General features: G+C 44.6%; 23 protein-coding genes and 1 riboswitch. Of the genes, 5 read left to right on the top strand and 18 right to left on the bottom strand.

The genetic code is table 11. The features are described 5' to 3' along the window. Nucleotides 1-101 precede the first annotated feature (101 nt). Genes gcvPB through gcvT form a run of 3 tightly spaced genes read right to left on the bottom strand, consistent with a single transcriptional unit; the run spans nucleotide 102 to nucleotide 4,015 of the window. The gene (gene gcvPB / locus MWM02_RS05775) at nucleotides 102-1,559 is read right to left on the bottom strand and encodes an aminomethyl-transferring glycine dehydrogenase subunit GcvPB (protein ID WP_064549905.1); all 1,458 of its coding nucleotides are present in this window, start codon (nucleotides 1,557-1,559) and stop codon (nucleotides 102-104) included. Further along, nucleotides 1,552-2,898, bottom strand: a complete 1,347-nt coding sequence (gene gcvPA / locus MWM02_RS05770; RefSeq protein WP_244403144.1) for an aminomethyl-transferring glycine dehydrogenase subunit GcvPA — start codon at nucleotides 2,896-2,898, stop codon at nucleotides 1,552-1,554. The genes gcvPB and gcvPA overlap by 8 nt, the downstream gene beginning before the upstream one ends. A gap of 22 nt (nucleotides 2,899-2,920) precedes the next feature. Beyond that, the gene (gene gcvT / locus MWM02_RS05765; protein WP_244403142.1) at nucleotides 2,921-4,015 is read right to left on the bottom strand and encodes a glycine cleavage system aminomethyltransferase GcvT; all 1,095 of its coding nucleotides are present in this window, start codon (nucleotides 4,013-4,015) and stop codon (nucleotides 2,921-2,923) included. 154 nt (nucleotides 4,016-4,169) lie between these two features. Beyond that, nucleotides 4,170-4,258: riboswitch (glycine riboswitch) on the bottom strand. Between the two features lie 226 nt (nucleotides 4,259-4,484). Here gcvT and MWM02_RS05760 point away from each other — a divergent pair. Together MWM02_RS05760 and MWM02_RS05755 are read left to right on the top strand one after the other, a co-directional pair. Next, nucleotides 4,485-6,152: a DEAD/DEAH box helicase gene (locus tag MWM02_RS05760; protein WP_064549902.1), complete on the top strand. Its 1,668-nt coding sequence runs from the start codon at nucleotides 4,485-4,487 to the stop codon at nucleotides 6,150-6,152. After that, a complete protein-coding gene (locus tag MWM02_RS05755) occupies nucleotides 6,139-6,930 on the top strand; it encodes a YqhG family protein (RefSeq protein WP_064549901.1) in 792 nt (263 codons plus the stop codon). Before MWM02_RS05760 ends, MWM02_RS05755 begins: the two co-directional genes overlap by 14 nt. A gap of 68 nt (nucleotides 6,931-6,998) precedes the next feature. Here MWM02_RS05755 and MWM02_RS05750 read toward each other — a convergent pair whose 3' ends face one another. The 8 genes from MWM02_RS05750 to comGA form a co-directional block, all read right to left on the bottom strand. Then, nucleotides 6,999-7,178: a YqzE family protein gene (locus MWM02_RS05750; protein WP_064549900.1), complete on the bottom strand. Its 180-nt coding sequence runs from the start codon at nucleotides 7,176-7,178 to the stop codon at nucleotides 6,999-7,001. Between the two features lie 258 nt (nucleotides 7,179-7,436). Then, a complete protein-coding gene (comGG, locus tag MWM02_RS05745; RefSeq protein WP_064549899.1) occupies nucleotides 7,437-7,826 on the bottom strand; it encodes a competence type IV pilus minor pilin ComGG in 390 nt (129 codons plus the stop codon). 17 nt (nucleotides 7,827-7,843) lie between these two features. Beyond that, nucleotides 7,844-8,269 (bottom strand): competence type IV pilus minor pilin ComGF, encoded by a 426-nt coding sequence (gene comGF / locus MWM02_RS05740; protein ID WP_244403140.1) that lies wholly within the window; start codon nucleotides 8,267-8,269, stop codon nucleotides 7,844-7,846. Further along, a complete protein-coding gene (gene comGE / locus MWM02_RS05735) occupies nucleotides 8,266-8,589 on the bottom strand; it encodes a competence type IV pilus minor pilin ComGE (RefSeq protein WP_064549897.1) in 324 nt (107 codons plus the stop codon). Before comGE ends, comGF begins: the two co-directional genes overlap by 4 nt. Further along, entirely contained in the window at nucleotides 8,573-9,016 is a 444-nt protein-coding gene (gene comGD, locus MWM02_RS05730; RefSeq protein WP_244403139.1) for a competence type IV pilus minor pilin ComGD, read from the bottom strand. Before comGD ends, comGE begins: the two co-directional genes overlap by 17 nt. Continuing rightward, nucleotides 9,000-9,296, bottom strand: a complete 297-nt coding sequence (gene comGC, locus MWM02_RS05725) for a competence type IV pilus major pilin ComGC (RefSeq protein WP_064549895.1) — start codon at nucleotides 9,294-9,296, stop codon at nucleotides 9,000-9,002. The genes comGD and comGC overlap by 17 nt, the downstream gene beginning before the upstream one ends. Before the next feature lie 12 nt (nucleotides 9,297-9,308). After that, complete coding sequence (gene comGB, locus MWM02_RS05720; RefSeq protein WP_064549894.1) at nucleotides 9,309-10,340, bottom strand: competence type IV pilus assembly protein ComGB; 1,032 nt, start codon at nucleotides 10,338-10,340, stop codon at nucleotides 9,309-9,311. Beyond that, nucleotides 10,333-11,397 (bottom strand): competence type IV pilus ATPase ComGA, encoded by a 1,065-nt coding sequence (gene comGA, locus MWM02_RS05715; RefSeq protein WP_244403137.1) that lies wholly within the window; start codon nucleotides 11,395-11,397, stop codon nucleotides 10,333-10,335. The genes comGB and comGA overlap by 8 nt, the downstream gene beginning before the upstream one ends. Nucleotides 11,398-11,595: 198 nt before the next feature. Here comGA and MWM02_RS05710 point away from each other — a divergent pair, with 198 nt between their 5' ends. Together MWM02_RS05710 and MWM02_RS05705 are read left to right on the top strand one after the other, a co-directional pair. Beyond that, a complete protein-coding gene (locus tag MWM02_RS05710; protein ID WP_064549839.1) occupies nucleotides 11,596-12,294 on the top strand; it encodes a helix-turn-helix transcriptional regulator in 699 nt (232 codons plus the stop codon). A gap of 201 nt (nucleotides 12,295-12,495) precedes the next feature. Continuing rightward, on the top strand, nucleotides 12,496-12,738 hold the full coding sequence (locus tag MWM02_RS05705; RefSeq protein WP_008879854.1) for a DUF2626 family protein: 243 nt from the start codon (nucleotides 12,496-12,498) through the stop codon (nucleotides 12,736-12,738). Between the two features lie 48 nt (nucleotides 12,739-12,786). Here MWM02_RS05705 and MWM02_RS05700 read toward each other — a convergent pair whose 3' ends face one another. Then, a complete protein-coding gene (locus tag MWM02_RS05700) occupies nucleotides 12,787-13,920 on the bottom strand; it encodes a class I SAM-dependent methyltransferase (protein WP_244403136.1) in 1,134 nt (377 codons plus the stop codon). A gap of 373 nt (nucleotides 13,921-14,293) precedes the next feature. Continuing rightward, nucleotides 14,294-14,926 carry an MBL fold metallo-hydrolase gene (locus tag MWM02_RS05695; protein WP_064549837.1) on the bottom strand — a complete coding sequence of 211 codons (633 nt, stop codon included), beginning with the start codon at nucleotides 14,924-14,926 and terminating at the stop codon, nucleotides 14,294-14,296. A 354-nt stretch (nucleotides 14,927-15,280) separates the two neighbouring features. Between MWM02_RS05695 and MWM02_RS05690 the strand changes: the two genes are divergently transcribed. Beyond that, entirely contained in the window at nucleotides 15,281-15,457 is a 177-nt protein-coding gene (locus tag MWM02_RS05690) for a DUF2759 domain-containing protein (RefSeq protein WP_064549836.1), read from the top strand. Between the two features lie 32 nt (nucleotides 15,458-15,489). Here MWM02_RS05690 and MWM02_RS05685 read toward each other — a convergent pair whose 3' ends face one another. From MWM02_RS05685 to MWM02_RS05665, 5 genes are all read right to left on the bottom strand, one after another. Then, nucleotides 15,490-15,801 carry an MTH1187 family thiamine-binding protein gene (locus tag MWM02_RS05685; protein WP_064549835.1) on the bottom strand — a complete coding sequence of 104 codons (312 nt, stop codon included), beginning with the start codon at nucleotides 15,799-15,801 and terminating at the stop codon, nucleotides 15,490-15,492. A gap of 59 nt (nucleotides 15,802-15,860) precedes the next feature. Beyond that, entirely contained in the window at nucleotides 15,861-17,024 is a 1,164-nt protein-coding gene (locus MWM02_RS05680; protein WP_244403135.1) for a M14 family metallopeptidase, read from the bottom strand. Nucleotides 17,025-17,155: 131 nt separating this feature from the next. After that, nucleotides 17,156-18,112, bottom strand: coding sequence for an ROK family glucokinase (locus MWM02_RS05675; RefSeq protein ID WP_064549833.1), 957 nt, complete (start codon nucleotides 18,110-18,112; stop codon nucleotides 17,156-17,158). Between the two features lie 8 nt (nucleotides 18,113-18,120). Further along, nucleotides 18,121-18,333 carry a YqgQ family protein gene (locus MWM02_RS05670; protein WP_064549832.1) on the bottom strand — a complete coding sequence of 71 codons (213 nt, stop codon included), beginning with the start codon at nucleotides 18,331-18,333 and terminating at the stop codon, nucleotides 18,121-18,123. 116 nt (nucleotides 18,334-18,449) lie between these two features. Further along, a complete protein-coding gene (locus MWM02_RS05665; protein ID WP_244403134.1) occupies nucleotides 18,450-19,913 on the bottom strand; it encodes a spore germination protein in 1,464 nt (487 codons plus the stop codon). Between the last annotated feature and the right edge of the window lie 23 nt (nucleotides 19,914-19,936).

The following is a 19,936-nucleotide window of genomic DNA, read 5'->3' as shown; positions in this document are numbered from 1 at the left end:
TTCTCACTTCCTTTACTATTATTTTACTACTTTTTCTTATTCTTAATGTATAAAAACAAACGATCCATTCCCAGCGGAATGAATCGCTTGCAACATTCATTTTATTGCTTTTGGTAGCGCAAAACCGGTTTGCGTGCCGCTTTTGTTTCATCGAGCCGCTTCACGACGGTCGTATGCGGCGCTTCTTGGACAATTTCCGGATTTTCTTCCGCTTCTTTGGCGATTTGAATCATCGCGTCAATAAACGCATCGAGCGTTTCTTTCGATTCCGTTTCCGTCGGCTCGATCATCATACATTCATCGACAATAAGCGGAAAATATACCGTCGGCGGATGGAAGCCGAAATCAAGCAAACGTTTGGCGATATCGAGCGTGCGGACACCGAGTTTCTTTTGCCGTTTGCCGGACAAGACAAATTCGTGCTTGCAATGGCGATCATATGGCAAATCGTAATATTCGGCGAGACGGCGCATCATGTAATTGGCATTTAGCACGGCATATTCCGCCACCGCTTTTAAACCGTCCGGCCCCATCGAACGAATATACGTGTAAGCGCGGACGTTGATGGCGAAGTTGCCGTAAAACGGCTTCACACGGCCGATGGACTGCGGGCGGTCATCATCGAGATAATAGCCGTTTTCGCCTTTTTCCACGACCGGCTTTGGCAAAAACGGGATAAGGTCTGCTTTAACCCCGACTGGGCCGGAGCCTGGGCCACCGCCGCCGTGCGGACCGGTAAACGTTTTATGCAAATTGAGGTGTACGACATCAAAGCCCATGTCCCCCGGCCTTGCTTTGCTTAACACCGCGTTTAAATTGGCCCCGTCATAGTACAGTTTTCCGCCAGCGTCATGCACAATCTTTGCCATTTCTAAAATATTTTCCTCAAATAAGCCGAGCGTATTCGGGTTTGTCAGCATCAGCGCCGCTGTGTCCGGACCGACGACGCGTTTTAAATCTTCCAAATCGACAAGCCCATCCTCCGTCGACTTGACCGTGACGGTTTCAAAACCGGCTACCGTTGCCGAAGCCGGATTCGTTCCATGGGCCGAATCAGGAACAATCACTTTCGTCCGCTGGAAATCCCCGTTTGCCTCGTGGTACGCGCGAATCATCATCAGCCCCGTCCATTCGCCGTGCGCTCCTGCGGCCGGCTGTAGCGTAACCGCGTCCATCCCGGTGATTTCTTTTAAATGCTCCTGCAAATCGTACATTAATTCGAGCGCGCCCTGCACCGTTTCCTCGGGCTGAAGCGGATGGATATGGGCAAATCCCGCGAGGCGGGCGGCATTTTCATTGATTTTCGGATTGTATTTCATCGTGCACGAACCGAGCGGATAAAAACCGGAATCAACGCCGTGATTCCGTTTGGACAGCGCGGTGTAATGGCGCATAATATCAAGTTCGGACACTTCTGGAAGTTCTGGCTCCTCTGTGCGAATATAATCGGCCGGCACGACATCTTCGACACGGACAGCTGGAACATCCAATTCCGGCAAACTGTAGCCAATGCGGCCCGGTTTGCTTAATTCAAAAATAAGCGGCTGATCTTTATGCATGGCAATCCCCCAATTCTTTTACGAACGTGTCGATTTCTTCTTTTGTCCGTAATTCGGTCACCGCAATTAACATATGGTTTTGCAATTCCGGATAATCGCGGCCGACATCGTAGCCGCCGATGATTCCTTTTTGCAGAAGCTGCTTATTTACTTCCGCTACCGGCTTATGAAGACGGACAACGAATTCGTTGAAAAACGGACCGGTAAACGGCACAGCAAATCCATGTTTAATAAATTCGTTTTTCGCGTACTGCGCTTTTTGTATATTCATCGTCGCCATCTCTTTTATGCCTTTTTTGCCAAGCGCCGTCATCGCCACCGACGCGGCGAGTGCGTTCAGCGCTTGGTTCGAGCAAATATTGGACGTCGCTTTATCGCGGCGAATGTGCTGCTCGCGCGCTTGCAATGTCAGCACAAACCCCCGGCGCCCTTCCTCGTCTGTCGTCTGTCCGACAAGGCGGCCCGGAATTTTCCGCATTAATTCGGCTTTGACGGCAAAATAGCCGCAATGCGGTCCGCCAAATTGCATTGGAATGCCAAACGGCTGGACATCGCCGACGACAATATCTGCGCCAAATTTTCCAGGCGGAGCAAGAATGCCGAGAGCAAGCGGATTGCTTGTGACAACGAACATGCTTTTGCTGCTATGGGCTATCGGTTCGATGTCTTTTAGCGGTTCGATCTGTCCGAAAAAGTTTGGATATTGAACGATGACGCAAGCGACTTCATCATCCATTTCCGCCTTTAACACTTCTAAATCGGTTGCACCATGTTGAAACGGAATTTCCACTACATGAAGCCGCTGCCCTTTTGCGTATGTTTTCACGACATCACGGTATTCCGGATGAACGGTTTTCGCTAGTAGCACTTTCTTCTTTTTCGTATGCGCCGCGCTTAACAGCATCGCTTCCGCCAACGCCGTGCCGCCATCGTACATGGAAGAATTGGCCACATCCATCCCCGTCAGCTCGCAAATCATCGTTTGAAACTCGAAAATCGCTTGCAGTTCGCCTTGCGAGATTTCCGGCTGATACGGGGTATACGCCGTGTAAAATTCCGAACGCGAAATCACATGATCGACAATTGCCGGAATGTAATGATCGTACACTCCTGCGCCTAAAAAAGACGTATATTTTTTCGCATCCGCGTTTTTCGCGGCAAGCGCGGACAGTTCTTTAAACAGTTCCAGTTCCGATTTCGCTTTTTTTATATTTAGCTCGCCGCGAAAACGCACGCTTTCCGGAATATCGGCAAACAAATCATCAATCGAATCAACGCCAATTACTTTCAACATTTCCCGCTTATCTTCTTCTGTCATCGGCAAATAGCGATGAAGCATGTCCCTTCTCCCCTTTTTCCTCTTACTTCGCCCGCTTATAAAACGGCGTCGCGACTACTTTTGCTTTTAAACGTTTGCTGCGGATTTCGATTTCCAGTTCCGTATTGACCTCGGCAAATTCCGATTTTATCAGCGCTAAACCGATATTTTTCTTTAATGTCGGCGATTGCGTGCCTGTCGTAATAAAGCCGATTTCTTCCCCATTGGCAAATACCTTATAGCCGTGGCGCGGAATGCCTTTGTCAATCATTTCGATGCCGATCAGTTTTCGCGCCGTTCCTTCTTCTTTTTGTTTTTTTAACACGTCTTTTCCGATAAAATCGGCATTTTTGTTCGTTTTTACCGCAAATCCAAGCCCTGCCTCAATTGGCGTAATATCTTTTGACAGCTCTTGGCCGTAAAGCGGCAATGCCGCTTCAAAACGGAGGGTATCGCGCGCACCCAGTCCGCATGGAAGCACGCCTTCTTCTTTTCCTGCTGCTAAAATCGTGTCCCAGAGCGCTACGGCATCTTCTGCGCGGCAATAAATTTCAAATCCGTCTTCCCCGGTATAACCCGTGCGGGAAACGAGCGCTTTCACACCGTTAATATTTACATCATCTTGAAACGAGAAAAATTGGATTGCCGATAACTTCGTATTCGTTAGTTTTTGCAACACTTTTTCTGCAAGCGGCCCTTGCAAAGCAAGCTGAGCAATTTCCTGAGAAATGTTGACTAGCTCCACATCACCAACTAAGTGTTCATTCAGCCATGCAAAATCTTTCTCGGTATTGGCGGCGTTGACAACGAGAAGATAATGGCCATCCGCTTTTTTATAAATTAACAGGTCATCCACCGTTCCGCCATCTTCATAACACATCAGCGTATATTGCGCACGGCCGTTTCCTAATTTCGCTATATCGTTCGTCATCATTCTTTGCAAAAACGAAAGGCTGTCATTTCCTTTGACGACAAACTCCCCCATATGTGATACATCGAATAAACCGGCGCGCGTGCGCACTGCTTCATGTTCTTCTTTAATACTGGAAAATTGGACAGGGAGCTCCCATCCGCCAAAATCGATCATTTTAGCTCCATAACGCTTGTAAACAGCGAATAACGGCGTGCGTTTTAGCATTGCGTTCCCTCCTAAATTTTTACATAAACGCAAAAAGGACAGACTCCCCCCTCTCATGATGAGTGAAGGCTCTGTCCTGGCACCTGAAAGTTTCCCTATTGACAATAGGTTTCCTCTTTGGTGGTTCACGGATCGTGAACACTCTCCAGAGCTGCGTCAAACAAGAGTCTTTTTGCCTGAGAGATTCGCGTTTCCGCTTGCTCCTTCGGCGCTACGTGGCGTAGTCTCTCCCCTTGTTCTCATCCGCCGCGATATATAATTTTCAAGAAAATGGGCACACTATTAGTAAAAATCGCAAAATAAATTTTAACTTTCTAACTTTACTAATATACTACCATCAAAAAATCGATCACGGCAACAAAAAAATAACCGAACTTTTTACTGCAATAAAACGGAAAATAACATTTAATATGCGTATATTTAAAAAATATGTAAATGTAATGTTCGTAAAAATAAGGGAGTGGGTGCAATGGTCGACATCGAAATGGACGAAACGTGGAAGAAGGAATTTATCGAACGAATCGAAAAAGACGGGCCTTGGTCCAGCTGGGAAATGTATGAGTTAGCGCTGGAAGCCGCTACTCATTTGATCGTGCCCGAGTTTGACGGTCTGCAGGCGCCAAAACATTTACCGCATTTGACTCCGCTTCCGCACCAGCTGGAAGTGGCAAGGCAAGTCGTTGAACACATGAATGGAAAAGCGATTCTCGCTGATGAAGTCGGGCTTGGCAAAACGATTGAAGCAGGTCTTATTTTAAAAGAATATATGATCCGCGGATTAGTCAAAAAAGCATTGATTCTCGTCCCTGCCTCACTTGTGTCGCAATGGGTAATGGAGCTGAATGAAAAGTTTTTTATTCCTGCGGTGCAACAGAAAAAAAGCTACGTCTGGGAACAATGCGATGTCGTCGTCTCCTCGATCGACACGGCCAAAAAAAGCCCGCATCGAGAAATCATTTACAAGCAGCAATACGACATGGTCATTATTGATGAAGCGCACAAACTGAAAAACAATAAAACAAAAAACTATGAGTTCGTCCAAAATTTAAAAAAGAAATTTTGCTTGCTCTTAACGGCGACGCCGATTCAAAACCGGATTGAAGAAATTTTTAACCTTGTCTCCTTACTGAAGCCCGGGCATTTAGGAAACGCGGAATATTTTGCAAAAACGTACGGAAAAACGCGCACTCTCCAAACAAATGAACATTTAAAAGCACTTGTGAATAAAGTGATGATTCGCAACCGCCGCGTTGATACCCGCATCGAATGGTCGAAGCGCCACGTAAAAACTGTGCTCATTGAATTTACGAAAGAGGAGCGGGAATTGTATGAGGCTGTACAAGCGTTAAAATACGACGGAGCGCTGTCATTTGGCACACCATTTTCACTCATTACAATGTTGCGAGAAGCGTGCAGCAGCCGCGAAGCGTTATTTGTAACCGTAAAAAACATGATGGACAAACACGAAGGAAAGATTCCAGATTCCTTCCACAAGCTAATGGAAAAAATCAATGCCGTTTCCGTCAATTCAAAGGCAGAAAAAACGCTGCAGCTCATTCAATCGATTCAGGAAAAAGTCATTATTTTTACCGAATACCGGGCAACCCAGCTGTATTTACAATGGTTCTTGAAACAGCACGGCATCTCTTCCGTCCCGTTTCGCGGCGGATTTAAACGCGGAAAAAAAGACTGGATGAAAGAGTTGTTTAAAAATCACGCGCAAGTTTTTATCGCAACCGAAGCGGGCGGAGAAGGCATTAATTTGCAATTTTGCCGCCATGTCATCAACTATGACTTGCCTTGGAACCCGATGCGGCTCGAACAGCGAATCGGCCGCGTTCATCGGCTCGGGCAAACAAGCGATGTATACATTTACAATTTTGCTGTAAAAAATACCGTGGAAGAACATATTTTGACGCTTCTATATGAAAAAATCCGCCTATTTGAACGGGTAATCGGCCAGTTGGACGACATTTTAGCAAAAATGAATTTCGCCGATTTGGAACATTATTTGCAAGACGCGTTTTTGAACTCCCAAAGCGAAGGAGAAATGAAAATTAAAATGGAGAATATTATCGCGATGATTGAGCTAGCAGACCAGCTTGCCAAAGGAGGGGAACAATATGCAGCAACATGAGATTCAGCAATTTTTAGAACGGTATTTTCGCGCCAATGAATGCGACATTCTCGAAGCAGGTGATGGATATATTCAAGTGCAATTGTCGGTGGAAATGGATAAAGAATTAATGAACCGCCCGTTTTATTGGCATTATATCGAACAGACCGGAGGGGCTCCTGCGCCGATGCAGCTAACGCTTATTACAAAGCAAACGGAGAAAACAAACTCTCTGCAAGGGGAACGGCTGCATTTTGGTTCACCGAGATTGCATCAAATTTTCCGCTCCGCGCAAAAACGCGGTAGCTTCATCCGCTTATATGAGGAAGCGGCTTCTTCCGAACAATCGCACATTCCGCTTCATCCTTGGCTCGGATTAAATGTGAAAATTGCCTACCAGTGTGACAGAAAGAAAGACAACATGTTATCACTCGGCTTGCACCTAATTAGCGGAACGATCATCGAACAATTTCATGACCGGTTACAAAAGTTGAAGCTTGTCCCGAAAATACCTGATTATTGTTTTACGATTTCCCCGCTTATTAAACCAATGAGCGGTATCGGACGCTTAGAGCGATACATTTACAAGCGCATTTCACAAGACGATCATACATGGGCGGAACAGGCAAAAAAAAGATGGGCGGAAGATTTGGCGCTTCTTGACCATTTTTATGAAGGAATGGAAGAAAAACCGGAATGTTATTATATTGAAAAAGAAGCGCTTGAAGAGCAATATAAACCGAGAATCATCGTTTCCGTCATTAACGGTGGACTATTTTATTTGCATCCCCGCTCCTAATCGTTCTGTTTTATCCTTTATCCATTTTCATATTAAAAAAAGGAGCGTCGATGATAAGAAACGCTCCTTTACGAATGGCGCCGAAACAGGAGGCGAAGGGAGATAGGAATCAACCCAAACCATCGGTACGACATCGGCGGCTTCTCTCGTTTGCGCTGCATCCGTTTTTTGATGCGCTCTTCTTTCGGCAAGTCCATATAGGTTACGAGCTGTTGCGTAAAAAACTTTACGTAATCGTTTGTCGACATATATGCCGTCCCCCCTTTTCGCTTAGCTTTTCCATTCTTTTTCTGTTTTAAACGTTGTTGCGATTTCTTTTACTATTTTCTTCACCGTTTGATTTGCTAATCATCTCTGCTTCTCTATCAGTGAGCCTCCGAAAACCATCTCCATCGATCATCCGTCATCCATTGCAACCGCTTTGTTTTCCGCCTACAAATCCAGAATAAATGCACTACCCTATCGCTTTTTAACAGCATACGATATGTTTCGCAATCGCTAACTGTTTACGACGAATGATTTTCTATCCACTCGATAATATCAAGCGATGGAAATAAAACGATAAACGTGGCGCTACGGCGAATCCCTTCATCGGAATGAACGGAAATCACCGCTTTTATTTTCGTTTCGTCGATTTTTTCCCATGTATAATTTGCCTTTCCGACCGGATAAGCGAAAACACCTTTATCCCTTTGCAAATCAGGAAAAGTGGCAATCTGATTTTTGACGTCAAAAACGGCCATTTGCATCACTTCATCAACTTCACGAGATTGTTGTTCGTACGCCATTGCTTCCATTTCCACCTGATACAACGTGAGCACATGAGACAGCGCTAACAGAAAGAAAAAGGAAACCATGACTGTGATCGGAAAAATCACGCCGCTTTGATTTCTCATTACCCACCGCCACCTTACTAAAAAAGTCGGGAAATAAACGCTTCATATGTTTTTCCTTCCAACGACGTTACGCGAAGAAAAATTCCGCGATTTGCCAATATATATGTGACATTTTCGACAAATTGTAGCGCCGTTTCATTGCCTGTGCCGTTCACTTGTCTGCGAATGGATGATTGATACAGTTCGAAGCTGACTTGTTCTCCTGTAAATTTTTCTAAATATAATGTTGTGCCACTCGTTTTCCACTGCTTCGACTCATTTAACTCTTTTTTGAGCTGTTGTACAAAAATTTCCCATTCGATGCGATGAAATCCATTAATGTTTTCATACTTAAACAAACGAGCATCGAAAAGAAGCGGCAACAAGGACGTCATAAGCAAAACAATCGCTATAACAAGCAGCATTTCCAAAAAAGTAAATCCTTTTTCTCGTGAATCGATCATCGTTTGGCATACCCACACCTTTCTGCGCTACGGCCTGCGTAGTCGTTCCAGCGCACGCATACTTTCCATATATTGTTTTCTTCATAATCGGAATGAATGACAAACGTTGTCCGTCCCTCCGCTATAGTCGTTTCTTGCCGTATATTTTCTTCGTATAATGCCGCGTCCAATATTTGTTGCGCCTTTGCCTTTAACGCAACATTTTCGCGTTCCAGCATAATTTGTGTAAATAAAGGCAATAGTACCGCTGTAACGACAAGCAACAGCGCCAAGGCAAAAACGGCTTCCACTAAGGTAAAGCCATTACATTTTTTGCACATAAAACCTCCCTTTTCCTAATAAAAATACAATTTTATATGTCTTGTCTTTCCCTTTTAACAATAGCGATCCTGCTTTATTGACATTGCCGTTTTCTAAAAAAATGAGCGGCATTGTCAATGTAGTGAGTTGAAATTTCCATTTTCCAGAGATCGATCGTTTTAAAATCGTTTTCCCTTCTTGCATTTCGTCAATCCGATACTCTGGACGGTTTTCCGCAAACGTAACCGCTACCGGCGTCTGATGTGTCATCGCATATTGTTGTGCATACAACAAGTCATCGCGAAGCTGCGTGATGATATACCATTCTGTTTTTTGTTCCGCAACGCGATTGAAAAAAGGGAAAGATAGCGCCATCAATACGGTGACGGCGGCCAAAACGAGAAGCATTTCGATGAGGGTAAAGCCATGATTACGCACCGCTTTCACGTACTTCCCCATCGCTATTGATTTGAATTTTGCGTCCGTTTGGACACTGATCTGACTTAATATAATTTTCATCAATGAGCTGCTGTATCGTCGGAATTTTGTTATGTTCCATTTCATACGCCTTTACTTGAGCTTGGACGGTGTTTACGAATGCTTCGCAGCCCTTGTTATTAATCATGCCATTATGTTTCGTTATATTCGGAATGACGATGAGCAACAAAACAGAAATAACCATTAACACGATTAACATTTCAATCAATGTGAACGCTTTTTCATTCATGGAAATCCCCTCCTACAAATGACTCATCATTGAAAACATTGGAAGCAAAATTGCTAAATACATGCAAATAACGAGAATGCCCACGAAGGAAAGCAATATCGGTTGAATAAATTTCATCGACATTTCTATCCGTTCTTCCATTGTTTGAAAGATAAACTCACCATAGTGACTTAATTCTTTGGCCAATTCCCCATTTGACTGACCGTGGCGGATAACAAGCGCCAGTTCTTGTTCATAGTACATGCGTGAGGAGATAATCGCATCTAACGCGATTCCTTTTACAAGCTGTTCCTTCATCCCTTTTCCTTCCTCTTGCAAAAACGGCAAATTTTCCTGCCGCGCAAATACTTGCAGCGCTTCGTAAACCGATAAACCGCCTTGTAATAAATGGCCTAATTGCATCGCGAACATATGCGTAAAATACAGCCTTGCAAAAGAACGAATCAGCGGAATTTTCATTACGATGTGGATTTGTGCGGGCACCGCGAGTTTTTGAAACCAGCTGACGTATAAAAGAAAGCAGACGAGGAGCAAAATGCATAAAACAACAAACATGTCGGGAATGGTAGAAACAATTTGCAGGAAAAGGGAGGTAAAGGAAGATGGAGAAGAAGCGAAAGATGCAGAAAACTTGAAAAATTGAGGGAGCAGCATATGTTGCACGAGCGCTAGCATCATTACCATAAAGAGAAGCAAAAGAAGCGGATAGCTGCTCGTTTTCCGGAGCCTTTGCAAATAATCGGCCTTGTGTAACAGCATTTTTCCTGCTTCCGCGATTCCGTGCGGCAAATCCCCGTGCTGTTCCGCGAAAAACAAGTAGCCGATTGCTTCCCGATGAAAATGAAGCGAATCAATCGATTGATAAAATGGCAGCCCAGAACGAAGATGATCAAGACAACGCTGTAAGTCCCGGCGGTGGGAAAGCGGCTGCTGCATTTCTAAAAATTCAATCGCCTGCAATAATGAATACCCTTTTTCAAGCAAGTTACCAAGCCGTACTAAAAACATCCCTTGCTGGCGCAGCGACCATTTTCGTTTATTCATTTTCTCCCCCCTTGGCGCAAAGAAGGCGCGGCGGCAAAAATCCGAGAGCAATTCCTTTTCGAATAGCGTTTTGCAGCGTATAGTAGTGATACGTTTTTCTCCCGCTTTGTACGGATTGAATTGCGCCAGACAGCGCGTCCCCATGAAGCAGTTCGTGAACGGCGGCGCGGCGAATTTTGCGATATTTGCGGCAAAATAGCGAGCAATGTTCTCCGCAAAACGGACAGACTAAATCGACAAGCCGCTGCGCTGTCACGGCGAGCAGCGTTTGCTCAATATCGTGAAGCGGAATCCCGAATTCACGCAAACGGTAAATCGCCCCAACAGCGTCTTTCGTATGCATCGTTGACGCTATCAAATGTCCCGTCAGCGCGGAACGTACCGCGATTTTTGCCGTCTCAGCATCCCGGATTTCACCGATCATAACGACGTTCGGGTCGTGCCGCAAAGCCGCTTTTAAGCCGTTTGCATATGTGATTCCTGCTTTCTCATTGATTTGCACTTGCAATATATTGTCGATTCGCTTTTCAACGGGATCTTCCAATGTGATGACATTGCGGTTCCATTCGGATTGGCAGACGCGCAGCAACGTATACAATGTCGTCGTCTTTCCTGAACCGGCTGGTCCTGTGAAAATGATTAGCCCTTGAGGTTGCTGAAAAAGGGAAAGTAACGTTTTTGCGGCATTGGCGAATAAAGAAAGTTGTGATAGAGGAAGAAACAAGTTTTGCGGAAGAAGCCGAATAACGAGGCTTTCATCGTAAGATGTCGGCAATGTGGAAAGGCGCAAGTGAATGATTTCTCCTTGTTGCTTCGTTTCCATCGCTCCGCTTTGCGGCCGGCGACGTTCTCCAATGTCCATTCCAGCTAAAAACTTAAAATGGGTAATAAGGCGCTCGCATATTTCTTTTGTGAGCACTTCTTTTTCCATCAGCAATCCATCAAGCCGGAAACGCACTGCTGCATCGTCTTTGCGCGGAACGATGTGAATATCAGACACATGAAGCACACTCGCTTCTTTGATGAGGCGATCAGCAAGATATTCGATTTCGTTCATTTGCTCATGCCATTCCCCCTTTCTTTTTTAAGTATTTCGACTTATTTTTTTCTTTTCCTGCTTCAAACATAAAAATTTTTCATGAACATTTCATGAACTTTTCACGATATTGACGATAGCAGCGATAAATACCATTCCCTTCAAAAAAACCGTTGTATTATAATAAAAACGTAATGATTGATTTAGGAGTGAAAAGGAATGGACCAAACATTAAAAATTACGAACGTATTATCGGATCCAACGCGTTACCATATTTATGAGTACATTATAAAAAATCATAAGAAAGTATCGGTTCAAGAAATTGCAGAAGCGTTTAACATCCATCCAAATGTCGCGCGCCTTCATTTAACAAAACTGGAAGATGTGAATATGATCGTGTCGGAAACGCAAAAAACAGGAAAAGGAGGACGCCCAAGCCGCCTTTATCGCCTATCTGATGACGTGATCCAACTTCATTTTCCGTTTCGTGATTATCAGCTTCTTTCGAAAATTGCGATACAAACAATGATGAAGCTTGGAAACGCCGGGAAACAAGCGCTTTATGAAACAGGAAAAACTTTTGGAAAAGAACTCGTGGCCCAACGACTCCCTCATGACAAATCCCCGCAGCAGCTAACGTTCGCCGAAAAAGTGGAAATCATTAAAGAAGCGGCAGAAACGGCAGGATTTTATCCGGTATTGGAATATAATGAAAAAGAACAGAAAATGTATCTACAAATTTTTAACTGCCCATTTAAAGAAATCGCTCTGCAAGAACCGGAAATTACTTGCCAAATGCATCACGCCTTTTTGCAAGGAATGTTTGAAGTTCTTTTCCCGGATATTGAACTAGCGGAAATAGAAAATATAACGAATGGCTGCGACCGTTGTTCCTACCGTGCGGACGCGGCAAAGTAAACATGTTGCGCGTCACTTAACGATGTGCGAATTCACCGCTTTTCTGTCGCCATCGGCAGAAAAGCGGTCTATGTTTCGCCGCCATCGCCAATTTTAAATATCATCAACATCACTTTACAGAAAGCGTTATTTACATTCATATAAATGGTACATTATAATAGTGGAAGATAGGGACTTGCTTCTAAAAAGGAGGGATACATAATGGATCGCATGTTCCGCGTCCTCGCATTTTGGACTGGAATTTTTGCAGTTATGTTTTATCTCGGACATATGCATACGACCTCATTAATTTTCTTTGGTCAAACAGTGTTTTTCTTATTTCTCGGCTTTTTGAAATTGACGGAAAGAATGTACATTTATATTTTCGGGGCGTACTTAACGATTTTCTTTGCTGCGTTTACGTATTGGACAACATTTATGATGGTTCCGGGAATGGGCGAATAAGGAAAAAGAGCGGGAGGACGATTTCTCCCGCTCTTTTTTGCACGATGCTTATGAAAATTGTAAAAACTCTCGTTGCACCCATATATGATCCCAGTGAACGTTCACTCCTTTTTGCTGGATCATGACATGGAAAACGGCACTCATCCCTTCATCCATGATTAACGAACGAACCGCGCGGTTTTGCCGGGCCTTCTCGGAAAACGGATTCTCGTCATCATGTTCTTCTAAATATTGTAATATCCCCGCTGCGAGCAAAAAGCGGTCTTGCCTTAGCAGGGAAACGCATTGCCATCCCGCTTGTTCGCCATACATCCGCAACGCGTCCCATTGAAGATGGGCGGTTATATCCATTTCCCCGGGGTGACTAAGCGGGTTGGCTATCAACCGATGGCGATGATATCCTCGTAGACTTCCTTGCCGCCTTGCCGGCAATTGTAATTCTTCGTCCGTGTAGCCATAATCAATCGTAAACATTACGCAATGACGAAAGAACTGGGCTGTCTCCAAAAGAAACGTTTTCAGCGCGAGCGGCACTTCTAAACGTTGCCCGTCTGTCAAAGAAAGTTGCCTTTCGCGCAAATATTCGATAATGCGTTCATTTTCTAACGGATGTTTTTCCTCCACTAGTTCGTTGCCGTCCACCGCAACAAACAGCTCGTATAACGTACCGTTCTCCTTTGTGATGACATGAACGGGAAAAGCATCAAAAAACTCATTGCTAAACACAATCCCCGAAAACGAATCAGCGCGCTGCCGGAATTCCTGTATATCTTTATATTGCTTCACTTTTTCGAAAACATCGCCAAGCGTTTGCAGCTGTTTTGCTCGTTGTTTAGGGCTTATTTCAATCATCGTGTATGTTAGCTTTCTGTATGTATCGGGGCTTTTTTCCTTCCATTCGTTCAACACAGCGCGAGCAAATTTGCCGTCTCCTCCTCCAAACTCGCAAATATGCGGAGGAACATGATTCCTCTCTACAAGGCGGAGAAAAAAAGAAGCGAACAGTTTGCCGAAAACATAGGAAGCATGGCTGCTCGTAAAAAAGTCCCCTTCTTTTCCTATCTTCGCTCTTTCCCCCATATAATAGCCGTACCGCTCATCGTATAGAGCAAGCTGCATGTAATCTGCATACGATAATCGTCGCCGTTCCGAAGCTTGGATCGCTTTATAAACCGGATTCATCGCTCGCTTCCTTCTCCTTCTATCTCTTTTTACTATTGACATAATGAAAATATTGTTATATCGTTATCGTAGTAGCTTAACTATATCCCCTCCCATTAGATGGATAGAACATCCCCCAAAAACCCTTCTTTTTTACAAAGAAGGGTTTTTTGTTTTTAAGAAGATTAAGCGCAGAAATTGTATAAAAAGAAAAGCGACAAAAAGCGATTCTGTTTGCCAATGATCGAGAGAGTGGAATTTTACACAATCATCGAGACTTGACCTTTTCAGCAAACCGTGTCGCTTTTGCGTCAAGAAAACGATTATTATCATTCCGTTTTATGGTATGAAAGAGTTGACTTGAAAGAGAAGGAAGGATATATCCTTCCGTCCATTAAAATCCATGGAGAAACGGATTCGTATCCATCTCCGCTCCAATGGTTGTTTCACTTCCGTGTCCAGATAATACGATCGTTTCTTCCGGCAGCACAAGCAGTTTATCATGAATGCTGCGCAACAGCTGTTCATGATTTCCACCAGGCAAATCGGTGCGTCCAATACTTCCTAAAAACAGCACATCGCCCGAGAACACCGCTTCTATCTCTTTGCAATAATAAGAAATGCTTCCTGGCGAATGCCCCGGTGTTTCCAACAGTTCAAACGCAAACGCTCCGATTTGTAACGTTTGCTCCCCGCGCAAGCATGTCGGTTCATGGTGAATGGCAACTTGCCCGACTCCAAAATAAGCAGATCCGTTTAAAGCTGGATCAGCGAGCCACTCTTTTTCTTTTTCATGAATATAAATCGGCACCTCCCATTTTTGCTTTAATTCGTTAATGCCGCCGATATGGTCAAAATGAGCGTGTGTCAATAAAATCGCAAGCGGCGTTAATTGCTGTTCTTCAATGCGCCGCGCAATTTTGTCACCTTCACCGCCCGGATCGAAAATAACGCAAGTCCCATCCTCGTGTGATAAAATATAGGCATTTGCCTGAATCGGCCCAACCGGAATGCGCTCCCATTTCATGACGATTCCTCCTTATCATTCCAAATAAAATCGTTTTCAGCAAATCCATCAGTAATATCAAAAACGGATTATCTTTCTTGTATACACTTTCTCTGCTTCGGCTAAAAGCGATTGGCACATCATTATTTTATCGCAATTTTTATTTATTTGTCATTCGCTAGTGGACCGCTTACATATTTTCAAAAAGCGTGTTACAATGGAAAAGGATAAAAAGTTGCTGAGACGCATATATCATAAGATGATTCATATTTTCGCCCTCGACAAATAATTAAAAAATGATTACAATGAAAAGGAATTAGTCGGTTTGCTACATAATCTTGTATACGGACGATTTCGAAAAGGAGGGGAAACATAATGGGCACAGTCATTATCTTCGGATTAATAACACTGTTAGCGCTTTACGGAATTGTCCGCTCACTGCGCGAAAAAAATATACTCGGAATTCTTTTTGCCATTGGAGCTTTCGCCGTATTTGGCTGGTTTACCGTCATGACCGTATTACACCACGGTTTTCCGACAGGTACGCATTAAAACGCAAGAGGCGTGCATGCCTCTTGCGTTTTTTATTTCATTTTTTCCTGTACGCTTGCGATTTTGTCCGCCATTCGCCGTTTCTTATCGCGACGGTCGTCGATGCGAATATTTGTCGCCACGCGTTGGATTCCTTTCGAAAACGGCACTTCATGAATCGCTTGAATCACTTCAAACAATACAGACAGTTCTCCTTCAATAATCGTATTCATCGGGGTCAACATAAAATCGATTTTCCCATCACGTTTGTACATTTCCAGCACTTTTTGCATTTCTGCGACATATTCGCTGACACTCGGCGTCGGTGTGCCGAGCGGAATGACCGTTACATCAACAATCGCCATCTTCTTTCTCCTTTCCCTACTTTTTTATTTGCTATTATAGTGCGATATTTCTTTTTTCCTCAAGCCATATACAGCGCTGCTAGAAAAATGCCAAGGCTATCTTCGTAAATTTCCGTAAACTGTTCCATTGGCAGCGGATTGACTCCTTCCCCCAGTTCCACCGTATACCCTCTTCGCTTCCATGTTTGAATAAACCAATCGCGATATCCCGCATGGCTGTCGATATACTTTACCGCTTGATAACCGCTCGTTTTCGCAAATTCCATTGCCGTTTCTTCCGCACAAGGCGGCTCCAACCCTTCATATCCCCAATATATCTCTTTTCCTTGCGTATGAAACGCTACAATCATGTCAAAATCACTTTCTTCTGTCAATGCGGCCATCGCTTTTGCTTCCGGTTCCGTAAGCGGCGCGAATCCCGGAAAATCGCGCGGCGCCGGCGCTTTCGGAATTTTCCGGGCGCGTTCCACTTCCCATTTTGCCGGAAATTGATTATTTAAATCGATGCCGCGAATGTTCGCTTTCCATTGCGAAAAGTCAACGGATCCTCCGTTCATTCGCACCACTTTACTGCGATGCGGTTCTTGCTCTGGGGGGCCGTGCAACACGAGGTTGACTCCATCTGGATTCACCATTGGCACAACCGATAATGTCACTTTTTTATAATAGTCAAGCATATGATGCCCTCGAAGCGTCTTGCCGTTTGTCACCGCCAGCAAGTAATCGTTGAGAAACGTCATGATAATCGCTGATGTAATCCATTCGTTCGCATGGAATGAACCGTTCAGATGAACGCGAATCGGCCCTTGCCCAATTTGTATTTCGATTAATGGCAAGCCGAGCACACTATATCCGATCGCCCTTGTGCGTACAAACGGATAGCAGCGGCAAAGCGCTTCAATATCTTGCTTTAGCGCGGAAAAATCGTACTCCTTTTGCCCTTGAACAACATGGGAAATAACGCGTTTTGGTAGCTGTACCGATCCGTTGACGATTTGCGCCGCTCCTTTCATCCGTCGCAAAGCTTCTTTACACACAGGGAAAAAATGCGCTAACTCTTCCCACGTACAAACGGTTTCATATCCTGGAATACGCACAATTTCTCCTTGCTCTAGCCGATCTTTTTTGATATGCGGATTAGAGTCTAGCAGTAATTCGTAAGGAACGGAAAAACATTCGCTATACGCCGCTAGCGTGTCGCCAAGAGAAGCATATATATTCAAAGCATCCTCTCCTTCCTGATGTTCTACCTTCAACATATGAGCGAGGAATGTGGAAAATGAAACAAAAAACGATTCACCGAAAGCTATTCCCTCGGTGAATCGTTTCATTTCTTGCCGCATTCACTTTGTGATCAAATATGCAGCGACGCTTTCGCCAACCACGCGCCGCCGATCACTCCCGCGTCGTTGCCAAGCGTCGCCAGCACAATCGTCGCTCCTTCTGCAACGCGCGGAAACGCAAAACGGCGGAAATAAGCGCCGACGCGTTCCACCAATATATCGCCTGCTTTTGACACACCGCCGCCAATCACGATTTTTTCCGGATTGGACACGTTCGCCGCGTTCGCCAACGCTAATCCTAGGTAGAACATTACTTCATCCACCACTTCGAGCGCCAGTTCGTCGTTCGCTTTCGCTGCATCAAATACCGCTTTGGCGGTTACAGTTTCGCTGCGAAGCAAAGTCGGCTTGTTCCATCGTGATAATTTTTCTTTCGCGATTCTCACAATCCCCCTCGCAGAAGCAATTGTTTCCAAACAGCCGGTTTTGCCGCAATTGCACGGCGCGCCGCCTTTTGGAATCATTGTCATGTGGCCAATTTCTCCACCAGCGCCGTTGACGCCGTGCACAATTTGGCCATTGGCAATTACTCCGCCGCCGACACCAGTGCCAAGCGTGACGCAAATAAGATCGCGCGCGCCATTGCCAGCCCCTTTCCACATTTCTCCAAGCGCGGCAATATTCGCGTCATTATCTACCGCCACAGGGAGCGATGTTTCCCGCTCTAGCCGTTCTTTGAGAGGATAATTCTTCCATCCTAAATTTACCGCTTCATAAAGCATCCCTGTTTCCTTATGCACCGAACCTGGCGCGCCAATCCCGATCGCCAAAAGCCGCTCTTTGCTTTCTCCTAGGCGACGCAATGTGTCCTCTAGCGATTGCGCTATATGTTTGACGATGTTCTCCCCTTTGTTTGAAAGATCTGTATCGATTTCCCATTTATGTACAATATCACCATCTGCAGTCAAAAACGCCATTTTAATCGTCGTTCCGCCTAAATCAATGCCAACAAGCCATTTTTCCGCCATGTTTTGCTTCATTCCTTTTTCATTCGTTTTTCTCTTTCGATTTGCGCCTCATGCCTTAATATCAAAAGCGCCATTTGGTAATCTTTCACATCAATCAGCTGCGACCGGTATAGCTCTTTTAATTCTTCTTCCATCAACTCTAAATCTGCCAAGCGATCCCCTACGTAAATAATCGTTCCGAACCGCTTTAAAAGTTGCTGCACGTCGTATACCGTTTTCATTGTTTCACCTGCACGTTTTTCTATCCAATATAAATGTATAAGGAAACAGATAATCCGTCAAGAAAAGAACAAAAAGAAAAACAGGCTGCTAGAACAAAACGTCAATAGAGCCTGTTTTACCGATCGGGATCACGTGGATGCAACACCGTCGGGCGCCGGTTTTTTAAAGGCATCGGAGAGCGAATAAGCACATCGCGCATCGCCCGATAAGAAAATGGGATAAACGGCCACAAATATGGAATGCCAAACGAATTCATCCGCATAAGGGCAATAATCCACGCGGTAATCCCAATAATGTAACCGTATATGCTAAATAATCCCGTCAACGCTAACAATCCGATTCGAACAATCCGATTCGCCAGCCCCATTTCATAGCTTGGCGTCGCAAACGTTCCGATTGTCGCCACCGAAAAATATAAAATGACTTCATTCGAAAACAATCCGACTTCTACTGCTATCCCGCCGATCATCAGTGCCGCAACGAGCCCCAGTGCAGTAGCTAATGAAGAAGGAGTATGAATAGCCGCCATCCGCAACATATCAATGCCAATTTCAATCATGACAATTTGAACAAACAGCGGGATATCGCCAAGTTTTGCTTTTGCTAAAAAGGATAAAGAAGCGGGCAACCATTGCGGCTCCGTCATCATTAAGTACCAGAGCGGCAATAGAAAAAGGGACGCCCAAACCGCCAAAAAACGAACTAACCGCAAATATGCGCCGACGATCGGTTTATTGCGGTATTCTTCCGCATGCTGAAGATGGTGCCAAAACGTTGCCGGTGTAATTAATACACTTGGGGAACCATCGACAATGACTAACACATGGCCTTCATATAAATGGGTTGCGGCTGTATCTGGTCGTTCTGTATAACGGACTACTGGATAAGGATTCCAATGCCGCCCCGAAATAAATTCTTCCACTGTTTTCTCGCCCATCGCCAACCCATCCGTATCAATATTGGCAATCGCTCTTTTTACATGCTGGATAATTTCGGGGGCGGCAATATCTTCAATATAACAAACGCAAATATCCGTTTTGGAACGACGGCCAACTTGCAAATATTCCATACGCAATGATGGGTCGCGGACGCGCCGCCGAATTAATGCCGTATTGAATACAATCGTTTCTACAAAACCGTCACGCGCCCCGCGAACCACCCTCTCAATGTCAGGTTCTTGCGGCCCGCGAACAGGATATGTGCGCGCATCGATGAGAATAATATAATCGACACCATCTACGACCAATGCCGTCGGTCCAGCGAGTACCGCATCGACAGCTTCATCTAAATCATCCGTTTTACTTAATTCCACGTAAGGAAGATACGTTTTCAGTAGTTTTTCGAGCGGATGTACTTGCAGTTGTTTTTCCTCAAGAAAAGACAATCTCCTCATTAAGTAATGCAAAATATCATCTTTGACAAATCCATCAATCATAAATAATGACATTGCTCTTCCGGCATACTCTACATCCATCTGAATCACATCAAAACTTTTTCCAACGCCAAGTTTTTTACGCAAATACGTTATGTTTTCTTGGAGATGCGGAGAAACGAAGCGCTTTTTTGTTTCTTTTTCCATTCTCTCACCTGCATCTTGTTCCA

It is taken from the genome of Parageobacillus sp. KH3-4 (assembly GCF_022846435.1).
In the GTDB taxonomy this organism is placed as follows: domain Bacteria; phylum Bacillota; class Bacilli; order Bacillales; family Anoxybacillaceae; genus Parageobacillus; species Parageobacillus thermoglucosidasius_A.
The sequence above is the reverse complement of the archived record's forward strand: the minus strand, read 5'-3'. Positions and strand labels throughout refer to the sequence as shown.

What these genes read in the sequence shown, in the direction of transcription:
- gcvPB (WP_064549905.1), bottom strand. Translation starts at nt 1,559, where the DNA reads ATGCATAAAGATCAGCCGCTTATTTTTGAATTAAGCAAACCGGGCCGC.
- gcvPA (WP_244403144.1), bottom strand. Translation starts at nt 2,898, where the DNA reads ATGCTTCATCGCTATTTGCCGATGACAGAAGAAGATAAGCGGGAAATG.
- gcvT (WP_244403142.1), bottom strand. Translation starts at nt 4,015, where the DNA reads ATGCTAAAACGCACGCCGTTATTCGCTGTTTACAAGCGTTATGGAGCT.
- MWM02_RS05760 (WP_064549902.1), top strand. Translation starts at nt 4,485, where the DNA reads ATGGTCGACATCGAAATGGACGAAACGTGGAAGAAGGAATTTATCGAA.
- MWM02_RS05755 (WP_064549901.1), top strand. Translation starts at nt 6,139, where the DNA reads ATGCAGCAACATGAGATTCAGCAATTTTTAGAACGGTATTTTCGCGCC.
- MWM02_RS05750 (WP_064549900.1), bottom strand. Translation starts at nt 7,178, where the DNA reads ATGTCGACAAACGATTACGTAAAGTTTTTTACGCAACAGCTCGTAACC.
- comGG (WP_064549899.1), bottom strand. Translation starts at nt 7,826, where the DNA reads ATGAGAAATCAAAGCGGCGTGATTTTTCCGATCACAGTCATGGTTTCC.
- comGF (WP_244403140.1), bottom strand. Translation starts at nt 8,269, where the DNA reads ATGATCGATTCACGAGAAAAAGGATTTACTTTTTTGGAAATGCTGCTT.
- comGE (WP_064549897.1), bottom strand. Translation starts at nt 8,589, where the DNA reads ATGTGCAAAAAATGTAATGGCTTTACCTTAGTGGAAGCCGTTTTTGCC.
- comGC (WP_064549895.1), bottom strand. Translation starts at nt 9,296, where the DNA reads ATGAATGAAAAAGCGTTCACATTGATTGAAATGTTAATCGTGTTAATG.
- comGB (WP_064549894.1), bottom strand. Translation starts at nt 10,340, where the DNA reads ATGAATAAACGAAAATGGTCGCTGCGCCAGCAAGGGATGTTTTTAGTA.
- comGA (WP_244403137.1), bottom strand. Translation starts at nt 11,397, where the DNA reads ATGAACGAAATCGAATATCTTGCTGATCGCCTCATCAAAGAAGCGAGT.
- MWM02_RS05710 (WP_064549839.1), top strand. Translation starts at nt 11,596, where the DNA reads ATGGACCAAACATTAAAAATTACGAACGTATTATCGGATCCAACGCGT.
- MWM02_RS05705 (WP_008879854.1), top strand. Translation starts at nt 12,496, where the DNA reads ATGGATCGCATGTTCCGCGTCCTCGCATTTTGGACTGGAATTTTTGCA.
- MWM02_RS05700 (WP_244403136.1), bottom strand. Translation starts at nt 13,920, where the DNA reads ATGAATCCGGTTTATAAAGCGATCCAAGCTTCGGAACGGCGACGATTA.
- MWM02_RS05695 (WP_064549837.1), bottom strand. Translation starts at nt 14,926, where the DNA reads ATGAAATGGGAGCGCATTCCGGTTGGGCCGATTCAGGCAAATGCCTAT.
- MWM02_RS05690 (WP_064549836.1), top strand. Translation starts at nt 15,281, where the DNA reads ATGGGCACAGTCATTATCTTCGGATTAATAACACTGTTAGCGCTTTAC.
- MWM02_RS05685 (WP_064549835.1), bottom strand. Translation starts at nt 15,801, where the DNA reads ATGGCGATTGTTGATGTAACGGTCATTCCGCTCGGCACACCGACGCCG.
- MWM02_RS05675 (WP_064549833.1), bottom strand. Translation starts at nt 18,112, where the DNA reads ATGGCGGAAAAATGGCTTGTTGGCATTGATTTAGGCGGAACGACGATT.
- MWM02_RS05670 (WP_064549832.1), bottom strand. Translation starts at nt 18,333, where the DNA reads ATGAAAACGGTATACGACGTGCAGCAACTTTTAAAGCGGTTCGGAACG.
- MWM02_RS05665 (WP_244403134.1), bottom strand. Translation starts at nt 19,913, where the DNA reads ATGGAAAAAGAAACAAAAAAGCGCTTCGTTTCTCCGCATCTCCAAGAA.